Origin of the sequence: Slackia exigua ATCC 700122, from assembly GCF_000162875.1 — a bacterium.
Taxonomy (GTDB): Bacteria; Actinomycetota; Coriobacteriia; order Coriobacteriales; family Eggerthellaceae; genus Slackia; species Slackia exigua.
Genome location: NZ_GG700631.1, coordinates 4,264 through 31,185 on the forward strand (window position 1 = coordinate 4,264; position 26,922 = coordinate 31,185).

Consider the following 26,922-nt stretch of genomic DNA (forward strand, 5'->3'; position numbering starts at 1 on the left):
CCTCTCAGCCCGGCTACCCGTCGTCGGCACGGCGGGCCTTCGCCCCGCCGTCTACCTGATGGGCCGCGACCCCGTCCCCTCCCGCCAAGGCTTTCCCGGAGCCCCCATGCGGGGGCCCCGGCGTATCCGGTATTAGCCTCGGTTTCCCGAGGTTGTCCCGGTGGGGGGGGCGGGTTGGTCACGTGTTACTCACCCGTTCGCCACTCTATGCGCCCCCCGAAGGGGGCCTTAACCGTTCGACTTGCATGTGTTAGGCGCGCCGCCAGCGTTCATCCTGAGCCAGGATCAAACTCTCCGTTCGGAAGCCCGGGCCCGCAGGCCCGGGTAAGACGCTTCCGTGACGTCCCGTCGACCCGGCCCTTCTCATCTTCGGGGCCGGCCCCCCGAGGGGGGGGCGGGCTCCCGTGAGACGGGTCCGTCTCGTTTTCGGAAATGTGGTCCGAATGTCTAGGATTCCATGAATTCGCTTGCGTCACAGTATCCGGCTTTCAAGGTTCCCCGCGCCTCGGGGCTCGCCCTCGGCGCGAACGGTTATGTTACGCGCCGGGCCGGGCCGCGTCAATGGGAAAATGAAAGAACGCCGTTATAGTTTTTTACCTCAGGGCTTTTTCAGCCGGAACCGCAGATGACATCCAACGAATGAAATATGGATACGATTTCACATTGCCGCACGATGCGCAAAAGACAGTCATTCCCGTAGAAACACAAGCGAATCGGGTGCGGACGATGCCGCATCGAAGCGATACCCAAGGGCATCGAAGGCCGTAAGCTCTAAAGGATCGGAGATGCGCCTGGACGCCATGAATCGCACCATCTCGCCACGCGCCATCTTGCACCGCACGCCTTTCTGAACGAACTTGCCTTCATTCCCGACCTCGGCGAACGTGCAGTTCACCAACCTGTCGCGGGGCGACAGGAAGCGCTCGACGACACGTGAGTACTCCTTTGAAGCCAGGTTCACGATCGTGCAGCCGCATGCGTCGGGCGAAGGCGCTTCTCCCCGAGCATCCTGCGAACGACTAAATCTTTCCAGCTCGGACGGCCGTAACGAACGTTCCGATTCGCTCGGATCCTGCCCGACGGACGCCTTTGCGCCCGAGGGCTTGGACCCAGCCGTACTGGCGGGAATAGGAGGTGCGGCAGACGCCTTCGCACCCGAGGAGTCGAGGCACGGCGGCACCTCGCCGACGACCATGCGATACGGCTTATCCGCCCAGAAATCGTACAGGTCGCGCGTTCCGTCGATGCGGGCCTTCGCACCCATCTCGAGACGATACGACACGATGCCGTCGAGCGGGCGCAGCGCCCCGTAGAGCCCCGAAAGAATGACGAGATGCTCCTGAACGTACGCAAGCTCGTCTTCGTCGAACACCGCGGGAGCCATATGCTTGAACGCGATGCCGTCGTACGCGAGGATCGCGGGCGTGAGGTCGCGCCCCGGAATCGAGGCATGGACGATACTGTAGCTCTCACGCGCAAGCGCGTCGCTGCATTTCCAAAGAGCCTGGGCCTCGTCGAGCGCCAACCCACGCAACCAGGAAAGGATGCGACGCGCCTGGCGTTCGTAGAGAGGCACGGTCGCGCATGCCAGCGCGTCCGATCGCTTCATCTGCTTCGTCGGAGATACGATTATCTTCAAGCAGGATGCCTCATGCCCCGAATCCACGCAGACGACCTCCCTTCATTCATCTCTGCCTATGCAGCCGCATGCGGCGGATGCACCATGGAACGGAGGCCGTCCCGCGCAGAATGCGCGTATCACGCTCCGGCCCCGCACGGCGTCGGATCGAGAACGGCAGGCCCTCGAAAGCACGCATCATCTACGAGGATCTGCCGTCGAGCAGGTCGAAGAGCTCCTGACGCGAGCGGACGCCCGGCTTCCTGCAGATGCTCTTGCAATGGTACTTGACCGTGTTGTCCGCAATGCGGAGATTTTCGGCGGCATAGGGCACGCTGCAGCCTCCGCGCTGCAGCGTGCCGCCTTCGGCTTCTCCGCGCATGCGACGCGTTGCATGGCGGTCGGATCTATCGGTCTGTTGCGTCTTCGCCGGATGCGACGGATCCATCCGTCGCATCAGCGGCGTGATCTTCAGAACAGGGAGCCTTCTCGCCTTCGCCGTCCATCGTGTCGGTCGCATCGCTGCGCAGACCCGCAGCGGCATTGCCCGAACGTTCCCCGGACTCGTCGGCGCCGCCGATGTCTTCGGATGAACCATCGGATGCGGATGCCGCATCGTTCGAATCGAATGACGTCTCCTCGAGACCGGCCGTGCCCGCTGCAGGATTTCCGACCGCATCGTCTGCGACGTGTTCATCGTTCGCCGGCGCCTTCGCGCCCATGTCCTTGAACACATAGGTCTTGCCGTGGATGACGACCGTTCCATCAGGGTTGAACTTCATGCTGCTCAAAGGTGCAGCCGGAAGCTCGAACAGGCGATGCGTGAACTCGTCGGCGGTCATGCCGTACATGGCGCTGTACTCGGCGATGAGCTCCTCGTCGCTCTTCTGGCTTCCGCCTCCTTCGAACTGCTCGACCGTGATATCGGGATGCGCGGCGCTCGGATCGTTGAAGACGACCTTGGTGGACCCGTCGTCGTAATACAGAACCCAATAGGAACTCTGCTTCACGATGCGCACGACCTTCTTCTCATGCTGGGTTCCGGGCTTCTCTTCATCTTCCCTAGGATTCTGGGCCCCGGGCTCTTCCCCGTGCATTCCGGAATCGGCCTCTCCGCCCGGATTGTCGGAAGCGGCGCCGGCGTTCTCGCCCCAATCCTCCTTGTCCTTGGGACGCGCTTCGGGATGCAGCACGAGGTATTTGAGCGTTGCGACCACATCGCGGGCGGAGTAGCCGTGGAACTCGTTGAACGGCGGCTTCGAGAGCTGGATGATGGTCTCGATGGACGCATAGTGGAAGTGGTTCTGATGCGGGATGACGAAGCGTTGGTTCTCTCGATCGAACCTGGTCGTGTACGTCACATTCCCGTACGTGATGTATTCGAGGGGCACGATGAGCTTGGCCTCGACATCGTCGTAGGTGAACTTCTCGTTTTCGTCCAAAGGCTTGAAGGCGTGGCCGTGGTTCGCATCGTAATCTTCGATCTTGATATTCGGATACAGCGCGCTCGGATCGTCGTGGGTGACGCTTTCCGTTCCGTCGGCATGATGGATGTGCCAATGGTCCTCATGCTTCTCGATGCGCACGACGCGTTTGGGATCGTTGGGGTTCTGCTCGGCGGGCTTGGCGGGTTTTTCAGGCCGCGCTTGACCGCCTCCTCCGTGGCTTCCCTGGTATTCGCCGATCGCGATGTTGGGGAAGGCGCTGCGCGGATCGTCGTAGGTGATGTATTCGGTGCCGTCGGCCGTATAGGCATGGTAGTGATCGGCATGCTTCAGAATCTTGACGATGGGCTTGCGGGCCAGCTCGCGGATGCTGACGACCCGCACGAAATCAAACCCGGGAGCGGACGGCTCGTAGCTGCTGCCGCCGCCCCCGCCATTACCGCCGGGAACGTACGGAGCATATCCGCCGTCGTCACCGTCGGCGTCGGAGCCCGCATGGCTGGAAGACGAGTGCCGGCCATGATCGGCATGGCTTCCCGTATAGATGCCGATGCCGATATGGGGATACAGGGAGCTCGGATCGCTGTACGTGATGAATTCCCGTCCGTCGGCGGTGTAGATGTGGTAGTGGTCGCCATGCTTCAGGATGCGCACGACATCGTTGCCGTTGACGCGGCGCAGCTCGTCGGCAGATACGACCTTCGCGGTGTTGGTCAGGTCGGATGCGCTCGTGGCTTTCGTGGGATCGGTATACGTGATGATCTCGCGTCCGTCTTTCGTGAAGACGTGCCAATGGTCGCCATGCTTGACGATCTTGACGATTTCGTCGGACGATACTTCAGCGTCTATCAGGACCTCGGTCGTATCGTCGACCGCGTAGGCAGCCGGTTTCTCCGGAACGGCGGCAGGCCGGGGATCGCTCGGTGCCGGAGCTTCATCGGCCGCCGTCCTTCCCGTCAGGCCCGCCGCGAAGACAGCGCCGATCGCAAGCGACGCGGCAAGCACGCACGCCAACGCCGCTCCTGTTTTCTTTCTCATGTGAAAAGCTCCTTATCGAACCATCGCGCCATACGCAGGAGGCGCGAATCCTAACCGTAAACCGCATGGGCCGCCCGATGCGGCATGCATCACTCGAACGACCGCATCAACGCCTCCAGATTCAGCTCCATGAGCTTCAGGTAGCCCATGTCCGCCTCCTCTTCCGTCAGGCTTTCCATCGTGTACAGCGTGTCGGTCTTCGTTCCCGTGTTCTCGGCAAGCGTCTCGGCCACCTTGGGCGTCGCCTTGCCTTCGAAGAAGATGGTACGGATGCCGTGCTGCGTGACGTAGTCGGCGATGGTGGCAAGCTGGCTTGCGGACGGCTCGTCTTCGGGCGAGATGCCCGTGACGGCGACCTGCGTGAGACCATAGTCGTTCGCAAGGTAGTTGAACGCGGCATGCGATACCACGAAACGTTTCTTATCGGGATCGACTTTCGAAAGCTTCTCTTCGAACTTATCGTCGAGCGCCTTGAAATCGGCCTGCGCGGCTTCAAGGTTCGCACGGTAGCAGGGCTCGTTCCCGGGATCCATCGCGCTTAGCTTCTGATAAATGGTATCGAGTTCCGCCTGCGCGTTCTTCACGCTTAGCCAGGTATGCGGGTTCACGCTCGAGCGATCGCCCAGATCGGCGTCCTTGCTCTCGAGCAGCGTAAGCCCTTGGGACAGGTCGAGGAACTTCCCGTCATCCCCTGCCGCATCCTTCAGACCGTCGATGAAGCCCTCCATGCCGGCGCCGTTGTAGACGATCAGATCCGCTTGGGAGATCTTCGCCATCTCATCGGCCTGAAGCTCGAAATCATGCGGTTCCTGATTGCCCTTGATGACGGTGCGCACGTCCATCTTGTCCCCTGCGATGCGCTTCGTCAGATCGTACACGGGAAAGAACGTGGCGTAGACGACCGGCTTGTCCTGAGCCGCCTCCTGCCCGCCATCGTTCGCGGCCCTGGCTCCGCATGAGCAGAGCGCACCTGCGAGCACGCCCGCGACTAGAGCCGACACCACCTTCTTCGCTGCATTCCCCAACACGTCTTCTCCTTGCTCCTTTCGTGCAATAAAACGAATTTGAATATCGTTTTCAATTTATAACCCGCAAAAAGTACCATGTCCCTCACGAATAGTCATCCCCCGATATGAAAAAACCGCCCGGAGGTTATCCGGGCGGCGTACGCGAATCTCCTAGCCCAAGGCCTCTGCCGTCGCTACAGCTCTCCGTGCCATAGGGCGAGGCGCTCGTAGAGAATGCGCGTCGAATCCTCGTAGGCCGCGGCACCGGCCTCGGAGGTTCCTCCGAGCATGATGTCCCATCCCGATCCAAGCCCCTCAAGATCGGGCGAGAACGCATGGCCGGCACCGGGATAGACGTGCGCCTCGAAGCGTTCCGACTGTGCTGCCAGGCCCTCCGCCGCGACCTCGCTTTGCCACATGGCATCCTCGTCGCCGGCGAAGAACAGGGCGTTGCCTGTGAACCCCGAGAGGTCTATCAATGTATTCTCGTCGGCATTCGCGGCGGCCGTTTCGTAACACGCGCGATACGAGGGAGGATAGCCGGTGGCAAGATCCCACAGAAGAAGGGCCGTGATGCCGGCGTCGGCATTCCCCTGCGACACGAAGGGCACGGGATCGCCTTGATAGGTGAAGCTCGGAAGCTCCTCTGAATTCTTATAATCCAAGCCGAAGTAACTATGATCGGCCGGAGCGAAGTTGACGAGGTTGTCGATCGCGAAGCCGTGCGTAACGAGCTCGGCGCTGAATTCCGCTCCCTTCGACGAACCTACCACGGTGATGGGCCTCGGATGGTCTATGGAACCTTCGATATATGCCTCGACTTCGTTAAATTGCTCGAGCGGAACGTTCGCGAGCGTAGGGGCCTGGCCCTCCTGGCCCCAGAAGTAAAGCGCAATCACTTCATAGCCCTGCGCGCAAATCGCCTCCGCCTGGTCATAGGCCGGCGACCCTTCGGAACCGCCATAGACGACGACGGTGCCGGGATGAGTGCGCCGCTCGGGGATGAAATGGAACCCCTTGAGGTAATCGCCCTCGATCGCCCTGATTCCGTCGTTCGTCTCGTACGAGGCTTCCGCACCCATCGCGGCGATATTGCCCATAACCGTATACATGGAAGCGTTATGCCAGCGCAACCCGGCGATTGCGATTATGGTGAGCACCACGGCGAAGATGGTGGCGCCCATCGCTCGAAGCAGCACCACCTTGACCTTGCCCGTAGACCTTGCCTTTCCCATGACATCCTACCTTTCTCCGCCGCTTCGATAACGCGCGAGCGCTTCGTCCAACGCGCGACGGGCATGCTTTTCCTTGAAATGGAACAAGATGCTCAAGGACACCAGAACGGCCAGGAAGACGACCGTGAACGTGGCCCATGAGACGACGTTTCCGATGGGGAACCATCCTGCCAGGATCGCGATTACGGCGAACACGGTATACAGGCTTATCCCGAAGAGAATCGTACGCAGGACGTATCCCATCCGCTTGATGACCGCAGCGGTGAAGAACACGAATTGCAGCCCTGCTGAGATAACGCACGCGCCGAGCGTCCCCCAGCCATACATGATGCCCGGCCGAGCCTCTTCGTCGCCGAAGACGAACCCGAGTGCCAGGCCTGTAGTCATGAAGATCGTGAAGAGCACGCATACCATGATCAGGAATCTCTTGACATGCTGTTTCGGCGTTTCTTCCTCATACCCTACGATATCGTCGCGATTCATGGCGCATTCCTTCCCATCGAGGCCGGCTAGCGCAGGCCGAGCTTATGCTTGATATCGGATGCATATTGACGCGATATCACGACGTCCTCCCCGTTCTCGAGCGTTGCAAGGAGGCGACCATTGATATCGGGTCTTAGCGCCTTGATGCATCCGAAATTCACGACGCATGACCGCGAGACGCGCAGGAAGTCGCATGCGCGAAGGCGCTCCTCGACCTCGTAGAGCGGCATCCCCACGTCGAGCACGTCTTGCTCCATGTAGGCGAACGTCTTCTTGTCCACCGACTCGACGTAGAGCACCTCCGCCGCCGCCGCGACGCGGGTGCGCCCATCCTCATCGACGCCGGTGATCTTGCTATCGCGCAGGCGCAGGCGCGTCACGATGCCGGCCACCTGCTCGTCGATCGCAGGGCAGCGAATCGACACCTCCACGTCTTGAAGACCCTCGTCTTCGATGATAGTTATCTTCATGGTCCGTCCTTCGTGCCGGTTTCCTTCAGACCGAGCGTTCCTTACGTTAAGGAGCATACGCCATGGCATCACCCGACCGCACGATGGCGAACCAAGGTGCATCCTACGCATCCTAAGGCGCGCGAATCGACGATGGCATGCCGACGACGCGATTCTTCCGTGCTATCATTCGTGGCCTGCACGCATGATTCCGCCTACAGCGAAGGGGGGTTCTTTTGGTTCGCGAGGTACTGGAAGAGAGCCCCGCCGTCGGGTTTCGCCTCGCAGCCTTCCCCTGCTTCTCCCTCGCGTTCTTCGGCATCGGCTTGACGAGGCTTTGGTATCAATACAACCTCTATAACCTGCATTTCTCCGCAGACTCGGGCATCGCCACCGTCGCCGCGAACCTCATTCGCGTCGGCGTCATCGTCGTTTTGCTCGTTATCGCGCGGAAGGCGGAGCTTTCGCAGAGGGCAAGGCGGATCCTCGTCTGGGGATCGATGGTCCTCATGACGCTCGCAAGCCTCTGCTACTTCGTCGAGCTGCATGTCGGAACGACCTCGTTCGAGTATCTGCGCTACGTATTCACAGGATTGGGTCTCGTCTGGGGCGCAGGCATGTGGATGGATTTCTTCGACAGGCTGAAACCTTCCGAGGCGCTGCTGTACTGCGCGGGAGGACTTGCGCTCTCCTGTCTGCTCTCGCTTGTCGCAGGCTACCTCACGACCGACGTCTTCGCGCTGTTCAACCTCTTCTTGCCGGCGCTCTGCGTGCTGGCTTGGCTCAGGGCCATGAAGGTGCTCGATCTCAGGGGCGATGCATCGCGCGCCCATCGTCCCTTCGACACGCTCTTCGAAGGAACCGAGAAAAGAGGCATCGCGCAGATCGTGGCAGCCCTCATGCTGTTCGCCTTCGCCTTGGGGATGGGGCTCGGATACCCCGACGGCAGCCTGAGAGAGCTGAGCCAGACGATCCGCAGCGTTCACCAGCTGCTCGTGGTCGCAGCCGTCGCCCTGCTGCTGTGGTGGGCGCTCGTCAGGAAAGGCCGTTTCACGTTCGCCGCTTTCTGGTGGTTCATAAACGTGCTTATGATATTCAGCATCCTGCTGCTCATGAGCGATTGGGGGCCCTCGATCGACGCGAGCGCGTTCCTCCTCACGAACGCGATCAGCTTCTTCTACAGCTTCGTCTTCTTCACCTGCTATATGATCGGGCGTCATTCCGCACGGCATCCCATGTACCTGCTGGGCATCGCCTACGGAGGAACGCTTCTTACGATGTCGCTCGGGCGCATCCTGGGATATGCGACCTACCAGATGCTGAGCGATTCGCTTCCCGTCGTGATAACCATGTCGATCGTTGTCGTCGCAGAGATGGTCATGGCGCTTCGGCCCGACATGCTGCACGGACGCGAGCTGTTCGGCACGAAGGAAGAATGGTCTTGGGATACGGGCGGACGCGCCTCGATCGAACGCGACGGAAATGGGCATGAAGACGCGGGCGCCAAGGACGAGCGTGCACGGAGCGGAAACGACGGCATGGGCGTTCCCGCCGATAAGAGTATCGACGGGTCTCGGCCGCAGATCGCGAGGTTCGCCGATAGATTCGGGCTATCGGACACGGAAAGGCGCATCGTGACGCTGATGTCCCACGGCCGAAGCCGGAAGATCATCGCGTCGACGCTCGGGTATTCCCAGAACACCATCAGAAACTACACCCGCAACATCTACGCGAAGGCCGGCGTGCATTCCAAGCAGGAGCTTCTCGATCTTCTGGATCCGGAAACCAGCGTATGACCGCACGGCAGCGGGCTGAGATGCGATTTTTCGTGTCTCGAGCTGCATGAATCGACGGCAATACGCCGACAATGCATCCATGCGAGAGGAACGAAGATCCAAGCCGGAGGTGCATCGCGGCATGCAAACCCCGCGCATCGAGAAAAGACGATGCGCGGGGACCGAATCAAGCGAATGCCGCCGATTTCGACGCGCCTCTCTGCGATCTTGGACGTACGTGCCCGTGATGTCGCGCGCCTAGGCGGTCGCGCCGGCGTATTCCGCGGCGTTCTTGCCCGCGTTGCGGCCGAAGGTCATGCAGTCGCAGATGGCGTTGCCGCCCAAGCGGTTCGAGCCGTGGATGCCGCCGGTGCATTCGCCGCAGGCATACAACCCTGCGATGGGATTTCCGCCGTCGTCGACCGCCTGGGATTCGACATTGATCTTGATGCCGCCCATCGTGTGGTGCACGGTCGGCACCTTCCTGCAGGCATACCAGGGCCCTTCGGTCATCTGGGCGTCGGCCGTGTTGTCGGCCTTGAAACCGAACTCGTCTTCCTGCGAGCCGTCGACGATGGCGTTGTAGGCGTCGATGGACGCCTTGAGCTTCGCGGGATCCATGCCCGTCGCCGCGGCAAGCTCTTCGAGCGTATCGGCTGCGACGATATGCTTCTGGGCAAGCATGTTCTCGATGGTGGCACCGTTGCGGTCGGGCGTGATCGGAGAAGGATAGCGCAAAACGTTCACGACGACCCAGTACGTCGATTCGGGCTGGGCGAAGATGGCCTTGCAGAGCGCGTCGCGCGCCGCGCCTTCGCTCACGAACCGGTCGCCATCCTTGTTGACGAAGATGCGATTGCGCCCTGACGTGCGAATATCCTCCATCAGGCCTGTACCGGGCGTTCCGCATGGATGCAGCTGGATGTCGGCCAGGCCGGTAAGCGCGGCGCCTGCCCCCTCGGCAAGCTTCAGGCCGTCGCCCTGCGCGCAGGGCTTGATATTGGTGCAGCCGATGCGGTCGTCAAGCACGACGTCCTTCCAAACCCCCGTATTGACCTCCTGGCGATACGCGACATTCGCTCCGAAACCGCCCGTCGCGATGACGACCGCAGGAGCCTTCACGGTGACCTCCTTGCCGCTGCGATGCAGGCCCATAACGCCCGTCACGGCACCGCTCGCATCGGTGACGAGGGTCTGGGCGGCCGTCTCGTCGACGATCTGCACCGTGGCGCCGGTGTCTTCGATGTAGCGCTGGAACGCCCGGATATACGCATTGCCGTACGGGGTTGCCGGATAGTGGCTGCGCTGGCCGAGCGAGCCGGTGGCCGAACCGACCTCGTCTTTGAAGCGGACTCCGACCGATTCCATCCAATGGACCGAATCGAGCGCATTGTCCGTAAGGAAATGGACGAGCTCGGGGGTTCCCTCGTTATGCCCTCCTTCGAGGGTGGCTTCATAGAAGGTCTCGACCGAATCTTCGATGCCCTGCTTCTCCTGACGTTCGGGATCGACGGCGTTCAAAGCGCCTTCCGAGACGTTGGTCGATCCGCCGAGGATGCCGCATTTCTCCATGACGACGACGCGCGCGCCGGCCTGGGCGGCGGAAATGGCTGCGGCGAGGCCCGCCCCGCCTCCTCCGACGACGCAGACGTCGGCCTCGTATTCATCCATGACGTCGTCGACCGGACCGGCCGCGGCCTCGAGCTCGGACGTGTCTCCGGCCTGCGACGCGCAATCCTTGACGCCCTGCAGGAGGGCCGCGCTCGTGATGCTCGCGCCCGTGACGGCATCGCATGCGAGCGACTGCGATTTCACGATCGCGTGGGAAAGCGTCCCGATCGCGCTTTTGCCCACGCCGAGCGATTCCTGACTGCCCGAGGCGTCGATGTCGCCCAACGCATGCTTCGTGAAGCTCACCTTCACCGTGAACGGAGCGTTATGCCCGCTCACCTCCGCCGTATAGTCGCCCGGAACGTACCCCTCGAACCCGCCGGCGCCGGATGTTCCGCATCCGGCCGCGAGACCCATGGCGCCGGCTGCGCCGACGAGCGCCGATCCTTTCAAGAACGAACGCCTGCTGTACTCTGCCATGCTTCATCCCTTCCCTTCGAAGAAAACCGGTCCGTCGTCGCGATGCGCGAAGCGGCGGACAGACGCCCGGGATTCCCTCTGCCCGAGCGCATGCCCTCGAAGGTAGCGGCGTCATGCGGGAAGAAACAGGCCCAAAGAGGCTCTTCCCTTCGTCCAAAATGTACCTACTTGGTATTTTCCCTGATTGAAACGTCCCGTCGAAACCTTGACGCGCGATCGGCGCAGCGGCGCCGACGCGCGCATCGTGATAGGATGCCTTCATCGGCCCTCGTGCGAGAAGGTGGTTCCATGCTCATCGTTTTCATCATCCTCGCCGTCATCGCGGCCTTCGCTGCGATCCTGCTCGTCAACGCCGCGCGCGTGAAGCCCACGCCCGCGCGCCATGCGCTGCCGCCGACCGCGGCGCGCGGCTCTGATGCGGCGGTCGAACGCTTCCGCGAGATGCTGCGCATCCCCACCGTATGGGATCGCGAGAACCCGCACGCCGACCACGAGCCCTTCGATCGGTTCGTTCCGCGCATGCGCGAGCTGTATCCGCGGGTCTTCGGGCAGCTCGAGCTCGAGATGGTCAACACCTACGGCATCCTGCTCGCATGGAAAGGCACCGATCCCGAGCTTGCTCCCGTGGTGCTCATGGCCCACCATGACGTGGTCTCCGCCGATCCGGCCGGCTGGACGCACGATCCCTTCGCCGCCGACATAGAGGACGGGCGCATCTGGGCACGCGGTTCGGTCGACAACAAGGCGCTTCTCGCCTGCCTCTACGAATCGACCGAGATGCTGCTGTCCGAAGGTCACGTCCCGAAACGCACCATCTTTCTCTGGTCGTCGAACTGCGAGGAAGACAATGGCGACACCACGCCCCTCGTCGTCGAGCTCTTCAAGGAACGCGGCATCCATCCCGCCCTGGTGCTGGACGAGGGCGGCGCCGTCATTGACAATGCGCCGCTGGGCGTGGAAAACGAATTCGCCATCGTCGGCTTGTCGGAAAAAGGCATCCTGAACGCTTTCATCACCGTGGAGGCGGATGGCGGGCATGCCTCCACGCCTTCGCCGAACGACTCGACGGCACGGCTCGTGGCGGGGCTGAACCGCATCCGGACGAACCCGCACCCCTTCCGCATGTCGTCCGTGCTCGATGCCATGCTGCGCGAGCTCGCAGCTTATGCAGGCTTCGGATACAGGCTCGTCTTCGGCAATCTCTGGCTCTTCCGACCCTTGGTCGTGCGCATGCTGAAAAACGATCCTGAAACCGCCGCCATGCTGCATACGACGACCGCCATCACCGAGCTTGAAGGGGCGCCCGCCGCGAACATCATTCCCCGCCGGGCGAACGCGACGGTGAACATGCGCATCGATCCGCGCGACACGCCCGAGGCGGCGCTCGCGCGCGTCCGGGAAGCCTTCGAAGGCGACGTCGCCATCCGAACGCGCGACGGCATCGCGCCTTCGCCGATATCGCCCGGTCCGGGAGACGCGGCCTACGAGTACATCCGCGATATCGTGCATGCGGCCTACCCCGATGCCGGTATGGCTCCTTACATCCAGGTCAGCAGTTCGGATGCCCGGCATTTCCATCGCGCGTTCCCGCGCGTCTACCGGTTCGCGGGCATACTGTTCCGCGGCGACCAGCGCACGCGCATCCATGGGCAGGACGAGAACCTCGACGTGGAAAGCTTCAAGCGCGGCGTCGGCTTCTACTACGAGTTCATCCGCAATCTGGATAGGTTCGGTGAGTAGCATGCGGGGCGAATCGGCACGCGAGGAAAGGCCCGGCCGCAGGCGCCCGTTCTACGGCTGGTGGATCGTGGCGGGCGGGTTCCTGCTCATGGCCACCTGCTATACGGTCTTCGTGAACTGCATCCCCCTCTTCCAACCGCGCATCGTAGAGGACCTGGGCATACGCGTCGGACAGTTCAATACCGGCGTATCGCTCTGCACGGTGGTGGCCGTGTTCGCATCGCTTGCCATAGGGCGCCTCATCGATCTGACGGACGTGCGCATCCTCGGCACGTTCACCGTGCTCGTCGCCTTCGCGACGCTGCTCGGCTTCTCGGCGGCTACGCAGCTCTGGCACCTCTATGCGCTCTGCATCCTGGCCGGCATGGTGGTCGTGGCAGGCACGCGCCTGCTTGCGAGCGTGGTCATCGCGAACTGGTTCACGCTCAAGCGCGGGCTCGCCGTCTCGATCGCGCTGTCGGGTTCGGGCGTGGGCGGCGTGGTCCTCTCCCCCGTGACGACGATGCTCATCGAGCAGACCGGATGGCGCGCCGCCTTCGCGACGCTCGCCTTCGTCTGCCTCGCGCTCGGGCTTCCCCTCGTGCTGGCATGCTTCCGCAATAAACCGAGCGACAAGGGGCTGGAACCCTACGGAGCCGGTCAGGTGGAGAAGACCAAGGTCGACCGCTCTCCCGATGTGCCCGTGCGCATCGCGCTCGGATGGAAGGCCCTGCGTCGCAGCGGCGCGTTCTGGATCATGGTCCTCGGCTTCGTGATGATGGGCATCGACAACGGCGCGATCATCACAAACTCGATCTCCAACATGACCTCCGTCAACCTGAACGGCGTCGACGTGGTGACGGGCGGGCACGATCCGCAATGGGCGGGAAACGTCTGGGCGTTCTATCTTGCCTGCGTCATCGCGTTCAAGATCCTGCTCGGACACATCTACGACCGCTGGGGCATGCGCGCAGGCACCGTTCTAGGCACGATCGCGTCTCTTGCCGCCGCCGTTGCCCTCTGCTTCCCGCAGACCGATGCCGGTCCCATCCTGGCCTGCCTGTTCTTCGGGTTCGGCACCTGCATGGGCACGGTGGCGCCGCCCATCCTCACGGTCAAGGAATTCGGCAAGGCCGACCTCGGCACCGTGGTCGGCATCGTCACCGCCTTCGAGATGTTCGGTGCGGCGGTCGGGGCCGTGGCGTCGGGCATGCTCTTCGATGCGTACCTCAGCTTCACCCCGGCCTGGATCATGGTCATGGGAGCGACCCTCGTCATGGGAACGGCGCTTCTCTGGTCGATCCGTGCATCGCGCACGCTCGTGGAACGTGCGACTGCCGAAGGCGCGCCGCTTCTCGTCGAAGACGAAGGAAGGGACTGAAGCAGGAAGGGCCGATCAGACGAGGAATCTGAGCCGGAAAGGAGCCGAGGACCCATGCGACGCACGACGACGGCCGCGCTGAAGCGCACGTTTTTCTGCTTCACGCTCTGCCTCGCCCTCCTTGCCGCGGGGTGCGCATGGGGGCCTTCGCAGACGCAGGAGCCATCGCGCGAATACGGAGTGTTCCTCGGCATCAACGCGACCGATATGGAACGGCTCGAAGGATACGACCTCGTCGTGATCGAACCCTCCGAATTCCAGGCGGAGCAGATCGAAGCGATGCATGCCGCCGGCCAGACGGTCTACGGCTACCTCAACATAGGGGCCATCGAGACATATCGGCCCTATTACGGCCGATTCCAGGGCATAACCCAAGGCGTCTACGAAGATTGGCCCGATGAGCGCTGGGTGGACGTGACATCGCCTGAATGGCAGGAATTCATCGTCGACGACCTGGGCAAGACATACGCCGACATGGGTCTGGACGGTTTCTTCCTGGACAATGCCGACGTCTATCATCACTACCCTTCGGAGGACGTGTTCGAAGGGCTGCGCCTCATCATGAAGGGGCTCAAGGAATACGGCCTGCCCCTTGTCGTCAACGGCGGCGACGACTTCGTCCTACGGTGCATCGACGAAGGCGCCGCACCGGGGCTCTTCGACGGAATCAACCAGGAGACGGTCTTCACCCGCATCGATTTCGAACAGGGAACCTACGGCGTGCAGACGAAAGAAGAAAATGCCTATTGGAAGGATTACCTCGCCACCGTCAAGGACAGCGGCCTTTCCGTCTACCTCTTGGAATACGGAGCCGACCGACGGCTTGCGAAGCGCATAGACGCATATTGCCGGGAACACGGCTTCCTCTGGTACGATGCGGAAGGCCTTGCGCTGCAGTAAGGATGTCGCCGAGACCCGGAGCGCAACCGCCCCCTTGTCGCCTACGCCTTTTCGGCGGGAATCGTCTTTATGGCGAAGACGAAATACAGCACGTGGATAACCCAGATCGCCCCGAGGATCATGCGCCCGATCGCAACGCCGTTCATAAGCACGAAGGCGACGCCCATCACAAGAGTCACGCTCGCCATGATGCTCAGCTTGGTCTTCATGGTCATGGACTTCGATCGCACGAAGCTCGCCAGATGCTTTTCGTACAGGCTCGTCCCTAAAAACCAGGCATGCAGGCGCTCGGAACCTTTCGCGAAGCAGAACGCGGTCGCAAGGTAGAACGGCACGGTGGGAATGAACGGCAGGAAGATGCCGATCGTGCCCAGGGCGAGGCAGATCGTCGCCAGTCCGACCCAGAACGCCTTGGTTAGCCTTCTCACGTCTCCCGCCTTCATCGTCCGATGACGCGTCCGGTGGACGCAGACACATTCAATAGATAGATGCGGGTAACTTTATCACAGCCCTTCGGTTTGCACCTGCGCCACTGCGTTATGCGGACATTACAAAATATCCTATTGCTTTATGTTCGCTAAGGTAGTAGATTAGGACATAACCTAATATTAGGATGTATCGAAACCACGGAGGAACACGCCGGCAAAACAGAAGAGACGCGCCTCGCAACAAGGAACCATGACTGCGTTCAAGGAGAGGCAATGGAAGAGAAGAAGCTTGGGCTTTTTCCCCTTGTCGCCGCGATCCTTGCCGGCATGATCGGCTCGGGCGTATACGACATCGGGTATCAGCTGGCCTCGGTCGCCAGCCCCGGCGGCGCGATTCTTGCATGGATCATCTGCTTCGTAGGCATGCTGTTTCTGGTCCTTTCTCTGCAGAATCTTCTCGAGAAAGAACCGGAAGGCGACGGCATATACATCTACGCGCGCAAGGTCGCAGGACCCATAGGCGAGTTCATGAGCGCTTGGGGCTATTGGGTGTCCGGCTGGATCGGCAACATCGCATTCGCAACCATCATGATGATCGCCCTGGGGACGTTCTTCCCCGCGCTCGGCGACACGGGAGCAAGCTGGCCCGCCATCGCCATCGCGTCGATCGTGCTCTGGGGAATCTTCTTCTTCATCAGGCAGGGCGTGGAAAGCGCGATGATGATCAACTCCATCATCACGATCCTTAAGATCGTGCCGCTTGCGGTGTTCGTCATCGTCACCGTCACGTCGTTCGATTTCAGCGTCTTCACGCAGGACTTCTGGACCAATTTCGCGGGCAATGCGGCCGCAGCGGGTGAAGGGTTCAGCTTGGAATCGGTCTTTTCCCAGGCCACGAATTCGATGCTCTCCATCATCTGGCTGTTCATGGGCATCGAATACGCGGCGCTGATGTCCAGCCGCGCGAAAAGCAAGTCCATCGCTTCCAAGGCGTCCATACTGGGTCTCCTCGTCGGCACGCTGCTTCTGTTCGTCATGTCGATGCTGCCCTACGGCCTCTACTCCGCAGACGAGCTGGTCGCCTTGGGAGAACCCTGCGTAGGAAAGGTTCTCGTGGACTTCATAGGCCCGGTCGGTGCAGGGTTCGTGGGAGGCGCGATGATCCTGTCCATCTTCGGCAGCTGGATCAACTACACCTACGGCCCTACCGAATCGCTGCAGACCCTTTCCGAGCACGGCCTGCTCACCGAACGCTGGGGCAGGAAGAACGCGCACGGCGTCGCATCGTTTTCGCTGCTCATCACGACGGTGCTGTGCCAGCTGCTGCTCATCACGATGCACTTCACGGAAGACGCGTATAACTTCGGTTTCAGCCTGTCCGGATCGGCCATCCTGGTCACCTGGACCTTCATCGTGCTCTATAACTTCGTGCGCGCCGTCAAGAACCCGCATGAGAAAGGCCGGACGAAAAACCTCGTTATCGGCGGCATCGGCACGCTGTACATGCTCTACGCGATGATGGTCTCGGGCTTCGCGTACATCCTGCTGCTCAGCATTCCGTTCGCGATCGGTCTGGGCTTCTATTTCAACGCCCGCAAGAAAGCCGGGGACGAGCACGTCTTCAGCGCCAAGGAGAAGATCGTCGTCGCTGCGGTGGTCCTCGTGGCGATCGGAAGCGCCATCGCCTATGCCGCAGGCCTCGTATAGAACGAACGTCACGAACGAAAGGAGTCGAAAACGATGGGTGCCATCAAGGTATATTCGGAGGTAGGAACCGTCGAAAAGATCTTGGTTTCGCGACCTACCCGCTACTTCGATGCCGTCCGACCCGAATCGCGCGAGTTCCAGCTGGTCGATGATGTGGTCTGGGGCGAACAGGCCGCGCGGGACCACGATGCGTTCGCAGCGCATCTGCGCAGCGTGGGCGCCGAAGTCGTCTATTTGGAAGACCTGTTCGAGCAGTCCCTCGGCGACGAGGCCGACCGTCGCAGGTTCTTGGATGAATACATGACCGAGGACCGCATCTACGATGACGCGAAACGCGAGCAGATCGCAAATTACCTGCTGCCCATGAACGCGCATGATTTCGCCACCACGCTTATGGCCGGCATAGAGAAGACCGACGTGGCGTCGGTGGAGAAACCTTGGAGCCTTGCCGATGTCCTGCCCGACGATACGCCGGACGATCCCTACGCGATGCATACGAGCTGCAACTTCATCATGTGCCGCGATCCCGGATGCTCCGTCGGCTCCAACTTCACCCTCAACCGTTTCGTGCAGCGCACGCGCAACCTGGAAACCGTCGTATGGAAGCACGTGTTCGAAAACGTCGAGGAGTTCGCTGGAGACGCCCGGCTGCTGCATACGAACGACCCGCACGGCGAAACCATCGAAGGCGGCGATATCTGCATCCTATCCCCCGAAGTCATCGCCGTAGGACATAGCTGCCGCACGCTGCCCCAAGCCATCGAACGATTCGCGAAAGCCGTGCTTTCCAGCGGCGACACGTTCAAGAAGGTCGTCGTGTTCGAAATCCCCAAAGGCCGCGCCTGGATGCATCTCGACACCGTGTTCACGCAGGTGGACATCGACAAGTTCACATACTTCCCCGGCATCATGGGCGGCCTGCAGCTCTTCGAGCTGACCTTGGATGCCCATGGCGGCCTGAAGGCCGAATTCACGCAGGAAAAGCTCGGAAAATGCCTGAAGCGTCTGCTGCACCTGCCTGCCGTCAACCTCATACCCTGCGCAGGCGGCGACCCGTACTGGGCCGCCTACGAACAGTGGAGCGACGGAAGCAACACGCTGGCCATCGCGCCGGGCGTCGTGGTCACCTACGATCGCAACCACCGCACCAACGCGGTGCTTGCCGAGCATGGGGTGAAGGTTCTCACCGTTCCCTCAGGCGAACTATGCCGCGCACGCGGAGGCCCGCGCTGCATGAGCATGCCGCTGAGGCGCGCCGACGTCTAACCCTCCCTTACAACCGATGAGGGCCGTCATGCCGAGCGGGAGACGGCCCTCATAGCACCGACGGAACACGATCGAAAGAATAGGACTGCCCATGATCACCAAGAAAGACTTCCTCGACGTGCAGGACTTCACCAAAGAGGAGTTCCTCGAAATGCTCGAGATGATCCGTCTGCTGAAGGAAGCCGACCAGAAGGGCATCCAGCTGCCGCTGCTTGCCCGCACCACGATCGCCCTCATGTTCGACCAGCCCTCCACGCGCACCCGCGTGAGCTTCGAGAGCGCAATGGACAAGCTCGGAGGCGATGCGCTCTATCTTGAGACCAAGACGTTGCACGTAGGCGAGAACCGCGAGACCCTGAAGGACACCGCGCTCGTGCTTTCAGGCATGGTCGACGCCGTCATGATCCGCAACGAGAGCCATGATGCGATCATCGAACTGGCCAAATGGTCGACCGTACCGGTTTTCAACGGCATGAGCAGCGCATGCATGCATCCGACCCAGGCGCTATGCGACGTGTTCACGATCATGGAGAACATGCCCGCTGGCAAGAAGCTCGAAGACGTCAACGTCATGTGGATCGGCGACAACTCCGTCGACCGCAGCGAAGACAACCTGCATATCGGAGGCGTGTGCCGCTCCAATGCGCTTATCGCCTCCATCATGGGCTACACCTTCATCAGCTGCGCCCCCAAGCCAGCTGAAATGCTCCCCCAGGACGTGGCGCTCGTGCAGGCGAACTACAAGAAGAGCGGCGGTCGGTTCATCCAGACCGATGACCCGTACGAATACATCGACCAGGTCGACTTCATCATCACCGATGCGTGGTGGTATCACGGCAGCGACCATCTCAAGGACAAGAAGCTCGACGAGTTCTTCCCCACCTACGCCGTGAACGACGAGCTGATCGCGGCCGCACCGGCATGGGCGAAGGTCATGCATCCGCTGCCCGGCAACCGCGGCTACGAGATCGCCGAAAGCGTCTGGGACGGGCCGCATTCGCTGCTCATCGAGCAAGCGGCGAACCGTTTCCATACCCAGAAGGGCCTGCTCGCCACGTTCATGTATCCGCGCGCGCGCGAGCAGAAAGAAGCGCTGGTGAGCTACTACACCGCACAGGTGGAGCAGGCGCTCACGCAGACCGTGGACAAGATCGCCGGCACCCATTACGACGCGTAGGCCTCGCATGCGGCCGACGTTCGTTGCGAGAACGTCGACTCCGAAACGCGCGTCGTGAATGGGAAACCCGTCTCCTTGTCCGTCATTCATGCGGAAGCAAGTCCCGTGCAGGGACCTGCTTCCGCATTTCCCTTATGGGGACATAGATCGAGGCGATCGGTTCGACAGAACGCCAGGACGTCCCTTATCGGACACTCTTCATCGACCTTTGTTCCCAAGCCCTGCTAGCTTCATCGTTTCCGCTGCATCGCAGGTATAATACGTGCGGTATGAATCAGCTTATCGACCGAGGTGCCCGCATGCTCATCGACGCAACGACCGAATCCCTCCACCCTCTTGAACAGATTTTCTTCGAATTGAAGTACAGTCCGACGATCGAGATGGCAGCAAGCCTGCATGCGATGGAATGCCCGAAACACTTTCCGTCTCAAAAGGACCGGGTGGACGCTACGCGTGCGAAAATGGGTCCCAATCTGCACTCGGAGTTCAATTACATCGTGCGGGAGACGCTTGGGTTCGCGCCCGTAATGGATCTTATCGACCATCTGGAACGAAGCGACATCGACAATATCGCGCTTTTTCTCGACCGCCTGGCCGATGTGGATCCCGTCGAATTCGCCTACGGATATTTCTCGGGGCTCATCCCCAAAAGAACGATCCGCGCATTGCTCAAGGACCCCCAGGCCCGCATCCCGGAAGGCGAGGCGCTCGGCCATTATTTTCCCGAGAAGAGTCTGCGTGCGTATTTCGAAATCCAAGACGAGCTGCGCCCGCGCATCGCTTCGTTCTTGAAAGCATACTGGACGGACGTGTTCGCCCGGGAATGGGACCATATAGGCGCGGTCGAGATCAGGCGGCTTTCCGAGGAGAAGCATGCGCTCGCGGCGATCGGGCACCGGGCGTATCTCGCAGGCTGCCATGCAGGAATCTCGGTCGACGACGATGCCGTGCGATTGCAGAAATCGATGGGATTCACCATCCCCTACCGCAGCATCAAGAAAGTCGAGATCGTCATTTCAGCGTACGTCCGTCCCCATCTGATGATGAACTGCTTCGACGACGTGCTCACCATCTATAAAGGCGTCGACATGGCGATAAGCGATCGGGAAACGTCGTTTGCCGAAGTGGAGAAATTCGTCAAAGCCATCAGCAGCGTCACCAAGCTCAAGATCCTCTTCGAGCTGAATCGCCAAGAGCAGACGACAAAGGAGCTGGCAGAACGATTCGACGTGGCATCGAGCTCCATCTCGGAGCATCTGAAAGCGCTGCGCGAAGCCGAGCTCGTCTATCCGCAACGCGTCCAAAACCAGGTGTACTACCGCTTCCTGCATGAAAACTACGATGCCCAGCTCACCTATCTCAAGGACGCATTCCGGGAACGCTAGAATCCACCGTCGGCATTCGCCCGATGCGCGGGCGTGCGCCACGGATCCTGCCGGGAGGCTCTGAGGTGCGCATGCACCAGGGCCTTCCGGCAAGGCCTTGGCGCGCATGCGCTTCGTCGGAACATCCCGACGCACGGAAAAGCGCGCGAGCCTTGTTGCAAGACCCGCGCGCACGGAGGGGAAGACTATTTCGAAGCCGGCGATTACAGCCGGAAACGACGGGGTTTTCAAACGACCGGCCCGCGGGCGGCTATTCCCATGCGGAAAGCGCCTCGATCTCGGTCGCAGCGATCTCGCCGAAGGCGAGCGCAGGGCCGAGCGTGCCGCCGCCTCCGACATAGCATGCGCCGCCGGCGCCGATGCCCGCGCAGTTACCCTGCGCATAGAGGCGTTTGATGACTTTTCCTTCCATGTCGCGCGTCTGCGCGCGGGCATCGGTCTTGATGCCTCCCATGGTGCCGAGCACCACGGGAACGATTTCGGCCGCATAGTAGGGCGGCGTGTCGATGGGCTTCAGCGTGCGGGCCGGACCGTCGTAATCCACGCTCGCATACGTGCAGTACTTGCCATAGTAGTCCTGGCCACGCCCGAAATCGGGGTCGACTCCCTGTTCGGCATTGCCGTTGTAGCGCTCGATCTCGGCGAGCAGGCCCGTCTCGTCGATGCCGCAGGCAGCGGCCAGCTCTTCAAGGGTCTCGTAGCGCGCGTAGCTCGTTCCGGGCGTGCCCTTCTCCCCTGAATTGAAGGGATGCTCGTCGGCGGCCGCTTGATCGATGATGGCCCAGGCGGGCAGGTGCTCCCATCCGCGCTCGCCCCCGTTGTTCTCGATGCTCGTGAAGCTGCGCCCGACGCAATCGTAGCTCGCGCATTCGTTCGTGAAGCGCTTCCCATGCTTGTTGACGAAGATGATGCCGCGCTTCGCGTCGTCGCGTATGATGGTCGAAAGCTGCGATTTCCCCTGTTCATGCGCTTCTTCGAATTCTTTTTTATAACCCGGTGACAGGAAGGATTCGGCCATGAGGTTCAAATCGGCGCCCAGACGCATGGCCATCTTCTGGCCGTCGCCTTCGTCCGTCGCGATGCCCCAGCTATAGCGGGCAGGAGTGCGCAGGAAGTTCTTCATCATGGACATGTTCCAGTCGAAGCCGCCGCTCGCCATGACGACGGCGCGACGGGCGCGCACGTTGATGGTGCTCCCGCCTGATGCGGCGGATACGCCGAGCACCTCGATCGAACCGTCCTCGGCCGTTCTGGACACGATATCCGTCACCCGGGTGCTCGTCAGGAACTCGGCGCCAAGGGAAGTCGCCGCCTCGATGACGGGCGTGTTGAGCTTGCCGACGCTCGTCTCGCCTTCCGCGACCTTGGGAAGGATCGAGCGGCCGAGCTCTTTCGCCCCGGGGAGAAACATGTTGTAGTCGATTCCCGACTTCCAGAGGGCCCATTCGACGCCGGCCATATCGGCCACGTTGCGGACGGCCGTGTTCACGTTGTCGACGAAGGCCGCGGCTTCTTCGGGCATGTACGTCTCGCCGGACAGGGCCTCGATATAGCGCAGGGCCTCTTCACGGCTGTCGTCGATGCCTTCCGCCACCTCGAGATCGTTCATGGGAGCCCAGACCACGCTCGAGCTGAAGATGGTCGAGCCGCCCGTCTGCGCATTCTTCTCAAGGACGATGACGCTCAGCCCGGCATGCGCCAGGCGCATGGCCGTATAGGATCCGGTGCCGCTTCCGATGATGACGACGTCGGCTTCCTTATCCCAGTTCATCTCTCCGGATGCGGCTTTCGCGCCCGCGTCCTTCGGCGTGCAGGCGGCAAGCGACGCGGTCAGAGCGCCAAGCCCCGCGAGACCGCCTAGCTTCAATGCGTCGCGCCTGCTCATTCCCTGTGCTTCCGGATTCATACGCACCCTCCCAAGTCGTGGCCGGGCGCTCCCCTCCTGGAGCATTCGGCCTGCATTGAGCGCACCATACGATGCGTCCGCCGATTGGGGAAGATGGCGCTTTTCAATAGTTGGATTCCGAAGTTTTACCTGTTCGGACTGCTTAATGACGCGAACATGGGCGAAGGTGTCGATTTTCGATACCTTCCGCTTCTCCGAACGTGCGGCGTAATACGGCTACGACAGCCTCGGCTCCTCGCGCGACGAGAGCACGGCGCGCAGGCAGGCGGCCGCGCGATACGAATAGGCCTGCCCGTCCACGAACCGCGACAGCAGACCTGCATCGGCAAGGTTTTCGAGATCGCCGCGCGCCGTGGAATATGCGATGCCGTACGTCTTCTGATGCGAGGATATGCGGAACGTCTTGTCAGGAATGAGCACCGCGCTGCGAAGCACGTCTCTCTGCCTATGGGCGAGTCCGGGGATGCGGTCGATTCCCGCCACGGCATCCTCGTCGACACGCGCCTTGACGGAAAGCGAGCGCGCGATCGAGCGCACTTCCTTCAGCATGAGACGCATGACGACATCGTAGTAAGGCGTCCAGTCCCCGTTTTCCTCGGCCGTAGCCAGAGCTTCCTCGAACGTGAACGCGGCCGCGTCCCCATACCCCCCTGCGCGCCATTTCTCGAGGATGCGTATCTTCGGAACATACCGGAAGACGGGATGGCCCTGCTGCAGAAGGTACAGGCGGCTCGCCACGCATCCCATGAGGTTGTTGCACGAAGGGAAGAGCGCCGCGCGCCAGAATTGGCAGTTGACGAGCATAGAATTCATGAGGGGATAGCGGGGCGGGTCGCTCGCGCAGCCTGTCGCCGCATCCACGACGATTCGAAGCGTGGGACGCCCGCACCCGTCCCGTCCGCACTCCATCGCGTAGTGCTCGAAGAGCGGGGAGCGAGGCAGGGCATCGGCCGCGGCAAGCGGGCCTTGCGTCCCCTCCGTCAGCTTTTCGTACAGCCCTTCCAGCGTCGCCTCGTCGAACGGGGCGTTCTCGAATTCGTCGAGCCCGTACATGATCCGATGGAAATTGAGGGCGAGCATCTCCGCGGCGTCCAAAGGCGGGCGGTCGCCCAGGATGACGGCGCGAAGATCTTCGTAGCCGACCTCGAAGCCGTCGAATGAAAGGTTGCAGACCATCTCCTCGACGTACTGCTGCGTGATGAACCCTCTGCCCTTGCGTTCATGAGCGCGCAGATCGAGATCGGATCCCTTCCGCGTAAGCGCAGAGATCTCATCGAGGGTCCGCTGAAGGCTGACCGGAACCGTATGCCAACCGTCACGCGATTCGATAGACGAACGCAACGCGCGAGGACTATGGAACGACTGCGCGTAGCGCACGGTGGTCAGCGCCTTCCATGCGTCTTCGATGCCGCAGCCTTCCGGCAGTTCGGAGACATCGATGTCCGCCTTGCGCAAGGGCGCGAGCCATGCGCGCCTCATCAGGCTTTGGAATGCCGTCGTATCGAGAATGCCCCTCATCTCCCTCTCCCTGCGATCTCCTCGCCGCGCTTCGCCCGTGCCCACCGAACCGTTCGGCATGCGGCAAGGCCGTCATCCGAGCGGACGCATCGGCATATATTACAGCCCGCGCGCCTTCAGGTCGCCGACGAGCTGCACGTAGAACTCGCGCACGTCGAACCCGGGTATGTTCTCGCGGTTGAGATCGACCATATCGCCGTGGCTTATGCCGCGCTTTCCCTCGATTTCCAGGAATCGGTACGAATCGCCCCAGGCGAACGACCGCTCTCCGACCAATCCGTCATTCGGGCCGTCGAAGTACCGTGCGATCAGATACGTGAGATTGAGCGGGAAGGTGCCCGAAGACGCCTTGTTCAGCTTCGAGCCGTAGCTTGCGCACCAGACGCCGTCGACCGTCGACGGAAGCTCCGCGTTCAGACGGGCCGCGCCCGAGGCCGTAAGATCCCTGACCGCAGATATGAAATCGGGCGCGGGGTCTCCCAGGGCATGCGCTGCAGTATCGTACGCACGCGCGACGGCCTGCTGCTGCGCCGCAGGCATGATGCCGAGCAGGTAATCTGCGAACTCGCACCCCCTATGCGGCGTGTTGATCGTGACGAGCGATGCGACGTGCTCAGCGATCTCGGGATCGGCGAGCGCGGCGCGGCAATCCAGGCCGCCCTTCGAATGCGCGATGAGATTGACCTTGTCCGCACCCGTCTCGTCGCACACCTCGCGAATGCGTCGCGCAAGTTCTCGCGCGCTTTCCTTGACGGGAAGGGCGGACGAATGGCATCCGTAGAAGATGCGCGCGCCGTTGCGCTCGAGCGCTTCGGGAATGCGGCCCCAGTAGTTCACAAGCTTGGAGTCGCGGAAGAACACGCCGTGCACGAGCAGCAGCGGATAGTTCGTCGCGCAGACGCGCAGAGCCGCGCGGCTCTCGTCGAGGACTTCCCTCTCGTACTCGAAGCGCGCCTCCGCATCCACGGTCGAGATGATTCGCGCGAGAAAGTACAGATGGACGAAGGGAACCAGGCCGAAAACGCCGCCAAGGACGCGCAGGCGCACGCCGAGCTGCATGCTGAATACGTAGGCCCTGATCATGCCGCACCAGAAGACGAAAGCTTCGATCGCGCACGCGATCCCGAGGCACGCCAGCCAGAACATCGGATCGATCGGCGCGCCTCTCATCGCGCCGAACAGAGCGGCCCCGAACGCGACGAAAGCTGCCGCGCACACGATGCCGCACGACATGAGGAACACGATGAGCAGCTCGCACGCCCCTCGGCATGCTTTGATCCGACGTATGCGAGACGCCTCGCCGTACGGCGCCGGCCAGACGCACAGCGCAAGCACCCAGCATCCCAGAATCGCCACGACCGCTCTCGGCACGACGGCATGCAGGCAGGCGCATGCCACGAACGCGCTTACGGCAAGCGTATTCGCGATGCGAAATGCCCATGCAACAGTGCGATTCATGCTGGCATCGCCTCGATGCAGTAGTCGGTGAAGGCCTTCATCTCAGGCGTGGGCTTTCGAGATGAAAGCTGCGCAATGCCGAAGCGCCACGTCACGTCTTCAAGAGGAAGGGCAACGACCGAACTATCGCGCGCGAACAAATCCATCTCTACCAGATGCTTCGCAGAGAACCCTAGCCCCTTGCCCGTACGAGCGAAGTCGAACATGCGGAAAATCTCGGCTGTCGCATAGACTTCGCCAAACTCGATCCCGGCATCCTTCGCCATGTTCCTCAGCGTTACATTGCATTTGAATTCCTCTCCGGGCATGGAAATCCTTCGATCGAGAAAGTCCTCGATGTGCAGGCGATCGTGGCTGGCAAGCTCGTCTTCGGCTGAAATCCAGAAATACATAGGCGTCGAATATAGCTCATAGGTCAAAAAATCGGGATTGTACGGAGCGACCGTCAAAGCAATATCGAACCGTCCCGCCTTCAAACCGATGTCACAGGCACAGTCGTTCAATTCTTCATAACGAACAGCGATGCGTGGATGCTTCCGCCTAAAGCGTTGGATGAAATCGGGGCCAAGGTACCCGAGAATCCCCAAGCCTATGCCGACGCGAAGTTCATGTCGCTCGGCCGCGCGCATAGCCTGGTATTCCGCACGAAGATTCGCATAATTATTCTCGAATACGCTCACGAAATCCAACAACAGATCGGCTTGCGGCGTAGGACGGAGACGTCCCGCCGAGTCGGACTCAAAGAGAATCACCTCAAGCTCGGATTCGAGGGAATGAACCGCTTTCGCCAACCCCTGCGATGACATAGGAATCTTCTTCGCAGCTGCCGAGAAACTGCGAAGCTGATATGCAAGCGCGAAATACTGTAGTTGCTCCCGATACATGGCGTTTCCTCCTGAAGGAAAGATGCCATTGCACGTAACGAATCTATAGTAC

General features: G+C 61.3%; 21 protein-coding genes and 1 other annotated feature (1 of these 22 only partly in view). Of the genes, 8 read left to right on the forward strand and 13 right to left on the reverse strand.

All coding sequences use genetic code 11. The features are described from left to right. Positions 1-301 (reverse strand) — a sequence feature (16S ribosomal RNA rRNA prediction is too short) (it extends 617 nt beyond the left edge of the window). Between the two features lie 387 nt (positions 302-688). The 7 genes from HMPREF0762_RS06200 to HMPREF0762_RS06230 form a co-directional block, all read right to left on the reverse strand. Then, positions 689-1,639, reverse strand: a complete 951-nt coding sequence (locus HMPREF0762_RS06200; protein ID WP_040619512.1) for a YaaA family protein — start codon at positions 1,637-1,639, stop codon at positions 689-691. A 181-nt stretch (positions 1,640-1,820) separates the two neighbouring features. After that, on the reverse strand, positions 1,821-2,000 hold the full coding sequence (locus HMPREF0762_RS06205; protein WP_006362682.1) for a helix-turn-helix transcriptional regulator: 180 nt from the start codon (positions 1,998-2,000) through the stop codon (positions 1,821-1,823). 25 nt (positions 2,001-2,025) lie between these two features. Further along, the gene (locus HMPREF0762_RS06210; protein WP_006362683.1) at positions 2,026-4,101 is read right to left on the reverse strand and encodes a hypothetical protein; all 2,076 of its coding nucleotides are present in this window, start codon (positions 4,099-4,101) and stop codon (positions 2,026-2,028) included. Between the two features lie 89 nt (positions 4,102-4,190). After that, the gene (locus HMPREF0762_RS06215; RefSeq protein WP_006362684.1) at positions 4,191-5,129 is read right to left on the reverse strand and encodes a metal ABC transporter solute-binding protein, Zn/Mn family; all 939 of its coding nucleotides are present in this window, start codon (positions 5,127-5,129) and stop codon (positions 4,191-4,193) included. A 173-nt stretch (positions 5,130-5,302) separates the two neighbouring features. Continuing rightward, positions 5,303-6,343, reverse strand: coding sequence for an acyl-CoA thioester hydrolase/BAAT C-terminal domain-containing protein (locus tag HMPREF0762_RS06220; protein ID WP_006362685.1), 1,041 nt, complete (start codon positions 6,341-6,343; stop codon positions 5,303-5,305). 6 nt (positions 6,344-6,349) lie between these two features. Further along, positions 6,350-6,826: a DUF3021 family protein gene (locus tag HMPREF0762_RS06225; protein ID WP_006362686.1), complete on the reverse strand. Its 477-nt coding sequence runs from the start codon at positions 6,824-6,826 to the stop codon at positions 6,350-6,352. Positions 6,827-6,852: 26 nt separating this feature from the next. Beyond that, the gene (locus HMPREF0762_RS06230) at positions 6,853-7,296 is read right to left on the reverse strand and encodes a LytTR family DNA-binding domain-containing protein (RefSeq protein WP_006362687.1); all 444 of its coding nucleotides are present in this window, start codon (positions 7,294-7,296) and stop codon (positions 6,853-6,855) included. Positions 7,297-7,511: 215 nt separating this feature from the next. Between HMPREF0762_RS06230 and HMPREF0762_RS06235 the strand changes: the two genes are divergently transcribed. Further along, on the forward strand, positions 7,512-9,071 hold the full coding sequence (locus tag HMPREF0762_RS06235) for a helix-turn-helix transcriptional regulator (RefSeq protein WP_006362688.1): 1,560 nt from the start codon (positions 7,512-7,514) through the stop codon (positions 9,069-9,071). A gap of 237 nt (positions 9,072-9,308) precedes the next feature. Here the strand turns inward: HMPREF0762_RS06235 and HMPREF0762_RS06240 are convergent, their stop codons facing one another. Next, positions 9,309-11,141, reverse strand: coding sequence for a flavocytochrome c (locus tag HMPREF0762_RS06240; protein WP_006362690.1), 1,833 nt, complete (start codon positions 11,139-11,141; stop codon positions 9,309-9,311). A gap of 288 nt (positions 11,142-11,429) precedes the next feature. Here HMPREF0762_RS06240 and HMPREF0762_RS06245 point away from each other — a divergent pair, with 288 nt between their 5' ends. From HMPREF0762_RS06245 to HMPREF0762_RS06255, 3 genes are read left to right on the forward strand one after another with little or no spacing between them, the layout of a single operon-like run. Then, positions 11,430-12,881 (forward strand): M20 family peptidase, encoded by a 1,452-nt coding sequence (locus HMPREF0762_RS06245; protein WP_006362692.1) that lies wholly within the window; start codon positions 11,430-11,432, stop codon positions 12,879-12,881. A 1-nt stretch (position 12,882) separates the two neighbouring features. Beyond that, on the forward strand, positions 12,883-14,241 hold the full coding sequence (locus HMPREF0762_RS06250) for an MFS transporter (protein ID WP_006362693.1): 1,359 nt from the start codon (positions 12,883-12,885) through the stop codon (positions 14,239-14,241). Between the two features lie 54 nt (positions 14,242-14,295). Then, positions 14,296-15,141, forward strand: a complete 846-nt coding sequence (locus HMPREF0762_RS06255) for an endo alpha-1,4 polygalactosaminidase (protein WP_006362694.1) — start codon at positions 14,296-14,298, stop codon at positions 15,139-15,141. A 41-nt stretch (positions 15,142-15,182) separates the two neighbouring features. Here HMPREF0762_RS06255 and HMPREF0762_RS06260 read toward each other — a convergent pair whose 3' ends face one another. Then, complete coding sequence (locus HMPREF0762_RS06260; RefSeq protein ID WP_245935544.1) at positions 15,183-15,569, reverse strand: YbaN family protein; 387 nt, start codon at positions 15,567-15,569, stop codon at positions 15,183-15,185. Positions 15,570-15,842: 273 nt separating this feature from the next. Between HMPREF0762_RS06260 and HMPREF0762_RS06265 the strand changes: the two genes are divergently transcribed. The 4 genes from HMPREF0762_RS06265 (at position 15,843) to HMPREF0762_RS06280 (ending at position 21,104) form a co-directional block, all read left to right on the forward strand. Continuing rightward, positions 15,843-17,276, forward strand: coding sequence for an amino acid permease (locus HMPREF0762_RS06265; RefSeq protein ID WP_006362696.1), 1,434 nt, complete (start codon positions 15,843-15,845; stop codon positions 17,274-17,276). A 33-nt stretch (positions 17,277-17,309) separates the two neighbouring features. Beyond that, a complete protein-coding gene (locus tag HMPREF0762_RS06270) occupies positions 17,310-18,542 on the forward strand; it encodes an arginine deiminase (protein WP_006362697.1) in 1,233 nt (410 codons plus the stop codon). A gap of 91 nt (positions 18,543-18,633) precedes the next feature. Continuing rightward, a complete protein-coding gene (locus tag HMPREF0762_RS06275) occupies positions 18,634-19,719 on the forward strand; it encodes an ornithine carbamoyltransferase (RefSeq protein WP_006362698.1) in 1,086 nt (361 codons plus the stop codon). Between the two features lie 299 nt (positions 19,720-20,018). Next, positions 20,019-21,104, forward strand: a complete 1,086-nt coding sequence (locus HMPREF0762_RS06280; protein ID WP_115314260.1) for an ArsR/SmtB family transcription factor — start codon at positions 20,019-20,021, stop codon at positions 21,102-21,104. 250 nt (positions 21,105-21,354) lie between these two features. On the opposite strand, the gene HMPREF0762_RS06285 is transcribed toward HMPREF0762_RS06280, so the two are convergent. The 4 genes from HMPREF0762_RS06285 to HMPREF0762_RS06300 form a co-directional block, all read right to left on the reverse strand. Continuing rightward, positions 21,355-22,989: an FAD-dependent oxidoreductase gene (locus tag HMPREF0762_RS06285; RefSeq protein ID WP_245935543.1), complete on the reverse strand. Its 1,635-nt coding sequence runs from the start codon at positions 22,987-22,989 to the stop codon at positions 21,355-21,357. Between the two features lie 237 nt (positions 22,990-23,226). Next, positions 23,227-24,528: a Fic family protein gene (locus tag HMPREF0762_RS06290; protein ID WP_245935542.1), complete on the reverse strand. Its 1,302-nt coding sequence runs from the start codon at positions 24,526-24,528 to the stop codon at positions 23,227-23,229. 99 nt (positions 24,529-24,627) lie between these two features. Continuing rightward, on the reverse strand, positions 24,628-25,986 hold the full coding sequence (locus tag HMPREF0762_RS06295) for an esterase/lipase family protein (protein ID WP_006362702.1): 1,359 nt from the start codon (positions 25,984-25,986) through the stop codon (positions 24,628-24,630). After that, positions 25,983-26,870, reverse strand: a complete 888-nt coding sequence (locus HMPREF0762_RS06300) for a LysR family transcriptional regulator (RefSeq protein ID WP_006362703.1) — start codon at positions 26,868-26,870, stop codon at positions 25,983-25,985. Before HMPREF0762_RS06300 ends, HMPREF0762_RS06295 begins: the two co-directional genes overlap by 4 nt. Between the last annotated feature and the right edge of the window lie 52 nt (positions 26,871-26,922).

Excerpts from the sequence above, each read along its gene's own strand:
- HMPREF0762_RS06205 (WP_006362682.1), bottom strand. The coding sequence starts at position 2,000 with ATGCGCGGAGAAGCCGAAGGCGGCACGCTGCAGCGCGGAGGCTGCAGC.
- HMPREF0762_RS06210 (WP_006362683.1), bottom strand. The coding sequence starts at position 4,101 with ATGAGAAAGAAAACAGGAGCGGCGTTGGCGTGCGTGCTTGCCGCGTCG.
- HMPREF0762_RS06220 (WP_006362685.1), bottom strand. The coding sequence starts at position 6,343 with ATGGGAAAGGCAAGGTCTACGGGCAAGGTCAAGGTGGTGCTGCTTCGA.
- HMPREF0762_RS06225 (WP_006362686.1), bottom strand. The coding sequence starts at position 6,826 with ATGAATCGCGACGATATCGTAGGGTATGAGGAAGAAACGCCGAAACAG.
- HMPREF0762_RS06230 (WP_006362687.1), bottom strand. The coding sequence starts at position 7,296 with ATGAAGATAACTATCATCGAAGACGAGGGTCTTCAAGACGTGGAGGTG.
- HMPREF0762_RS06240 (WP_006362690.1), bottom strand. The coding sequence starts at position 11,141 with ATGGCAGAGTACAGCAGGCGTTCGTTCTTGAAAGGATCGGCGCTCGTC.
- HMPREF0762_RS06245 (WP_006362692.1), top strand. The coding sequence starts at position 11,430 with ATGCTCATCGTTTTCATCATCCTCGCCGTCATCGCGGCCTTCGCTGCG.
- HMPREF0762_RS06250 (WP_006362693.1), top strand. The coding sequence starts at position 12,883 with ATGCGGGGCGAATCGGCACGCGAGGAAAGGCCCGGCCGCAGGCGCCCG.
- HMPREF0762_RS06255 (WP_006362694.1), top strand. The coding sequence starts at position 14,296 with ATGCGACGCACGACGACGGCCGCGCTGAAGCGCACGTTTTTCTGCTTC.
- HMPREF0762_RS06265 (WP_006362696.1), top strand. The coding sequence starts at position 15,843 with ATGGAAGAGAAGAAGCTTGGGCTTTTTCCCCTTGTCGCCGCGATCCTT.
- HMPREF0762_RS06270 (WP_006362697.1), top strand. The coding sequence starts at position 17,310 with ATGGGTGCCATCAAGGTATATTCGGAGGTAGGAACCGTCGAAAAGATC.
- HMPREF0762_RS06275 (WP_006362698.1), top strand. The coding sequence starts at position 18,634 with ATGATCACCAAGAAAGACTTCCTCGACGTGCAGGACTTCACCAAAGAG.
- HMPREF0762_RS06280 (WP_115314260.1), top strand. The coding sequence starts at position 20,019 with ATGCTCATCGACGCAACGACCGAATCCCTCCACCCTCTTGAACAGATT.
- HMPREF0762_RS06285 (WP_245935543.1), bottom strand. The coding sequence starts at position 22,989 with ATGAGCAGGCGCGACGCATTGAAGCTAGGCGGTCTCGCGGGGCTTGGC.
- HMPREF0762_RS06290 (WP_245935542.1), bottom strand. The coding sequence starts at position 24,528 with ATGAGGGGCATTCTCGATACGACGGCATTCCAAAGCCTGATGAGGCGC.
- HMPREF0762_RS06295 (WP_006362702.1), bottom strand. The coding sequence starts at position 25,986 with ATGAATCGCACTGTTGCATGGGCATTTCGCATCGCGAATACGCTTGCC.
- HMPREF0762_RS06300 (WP_006362703.1), bottom strand. The coding sequence starts at position 26,870 with ATGTATCGGGAGCAACTACAGTATTTCGCGCTTGCATATCAGCTTCGC.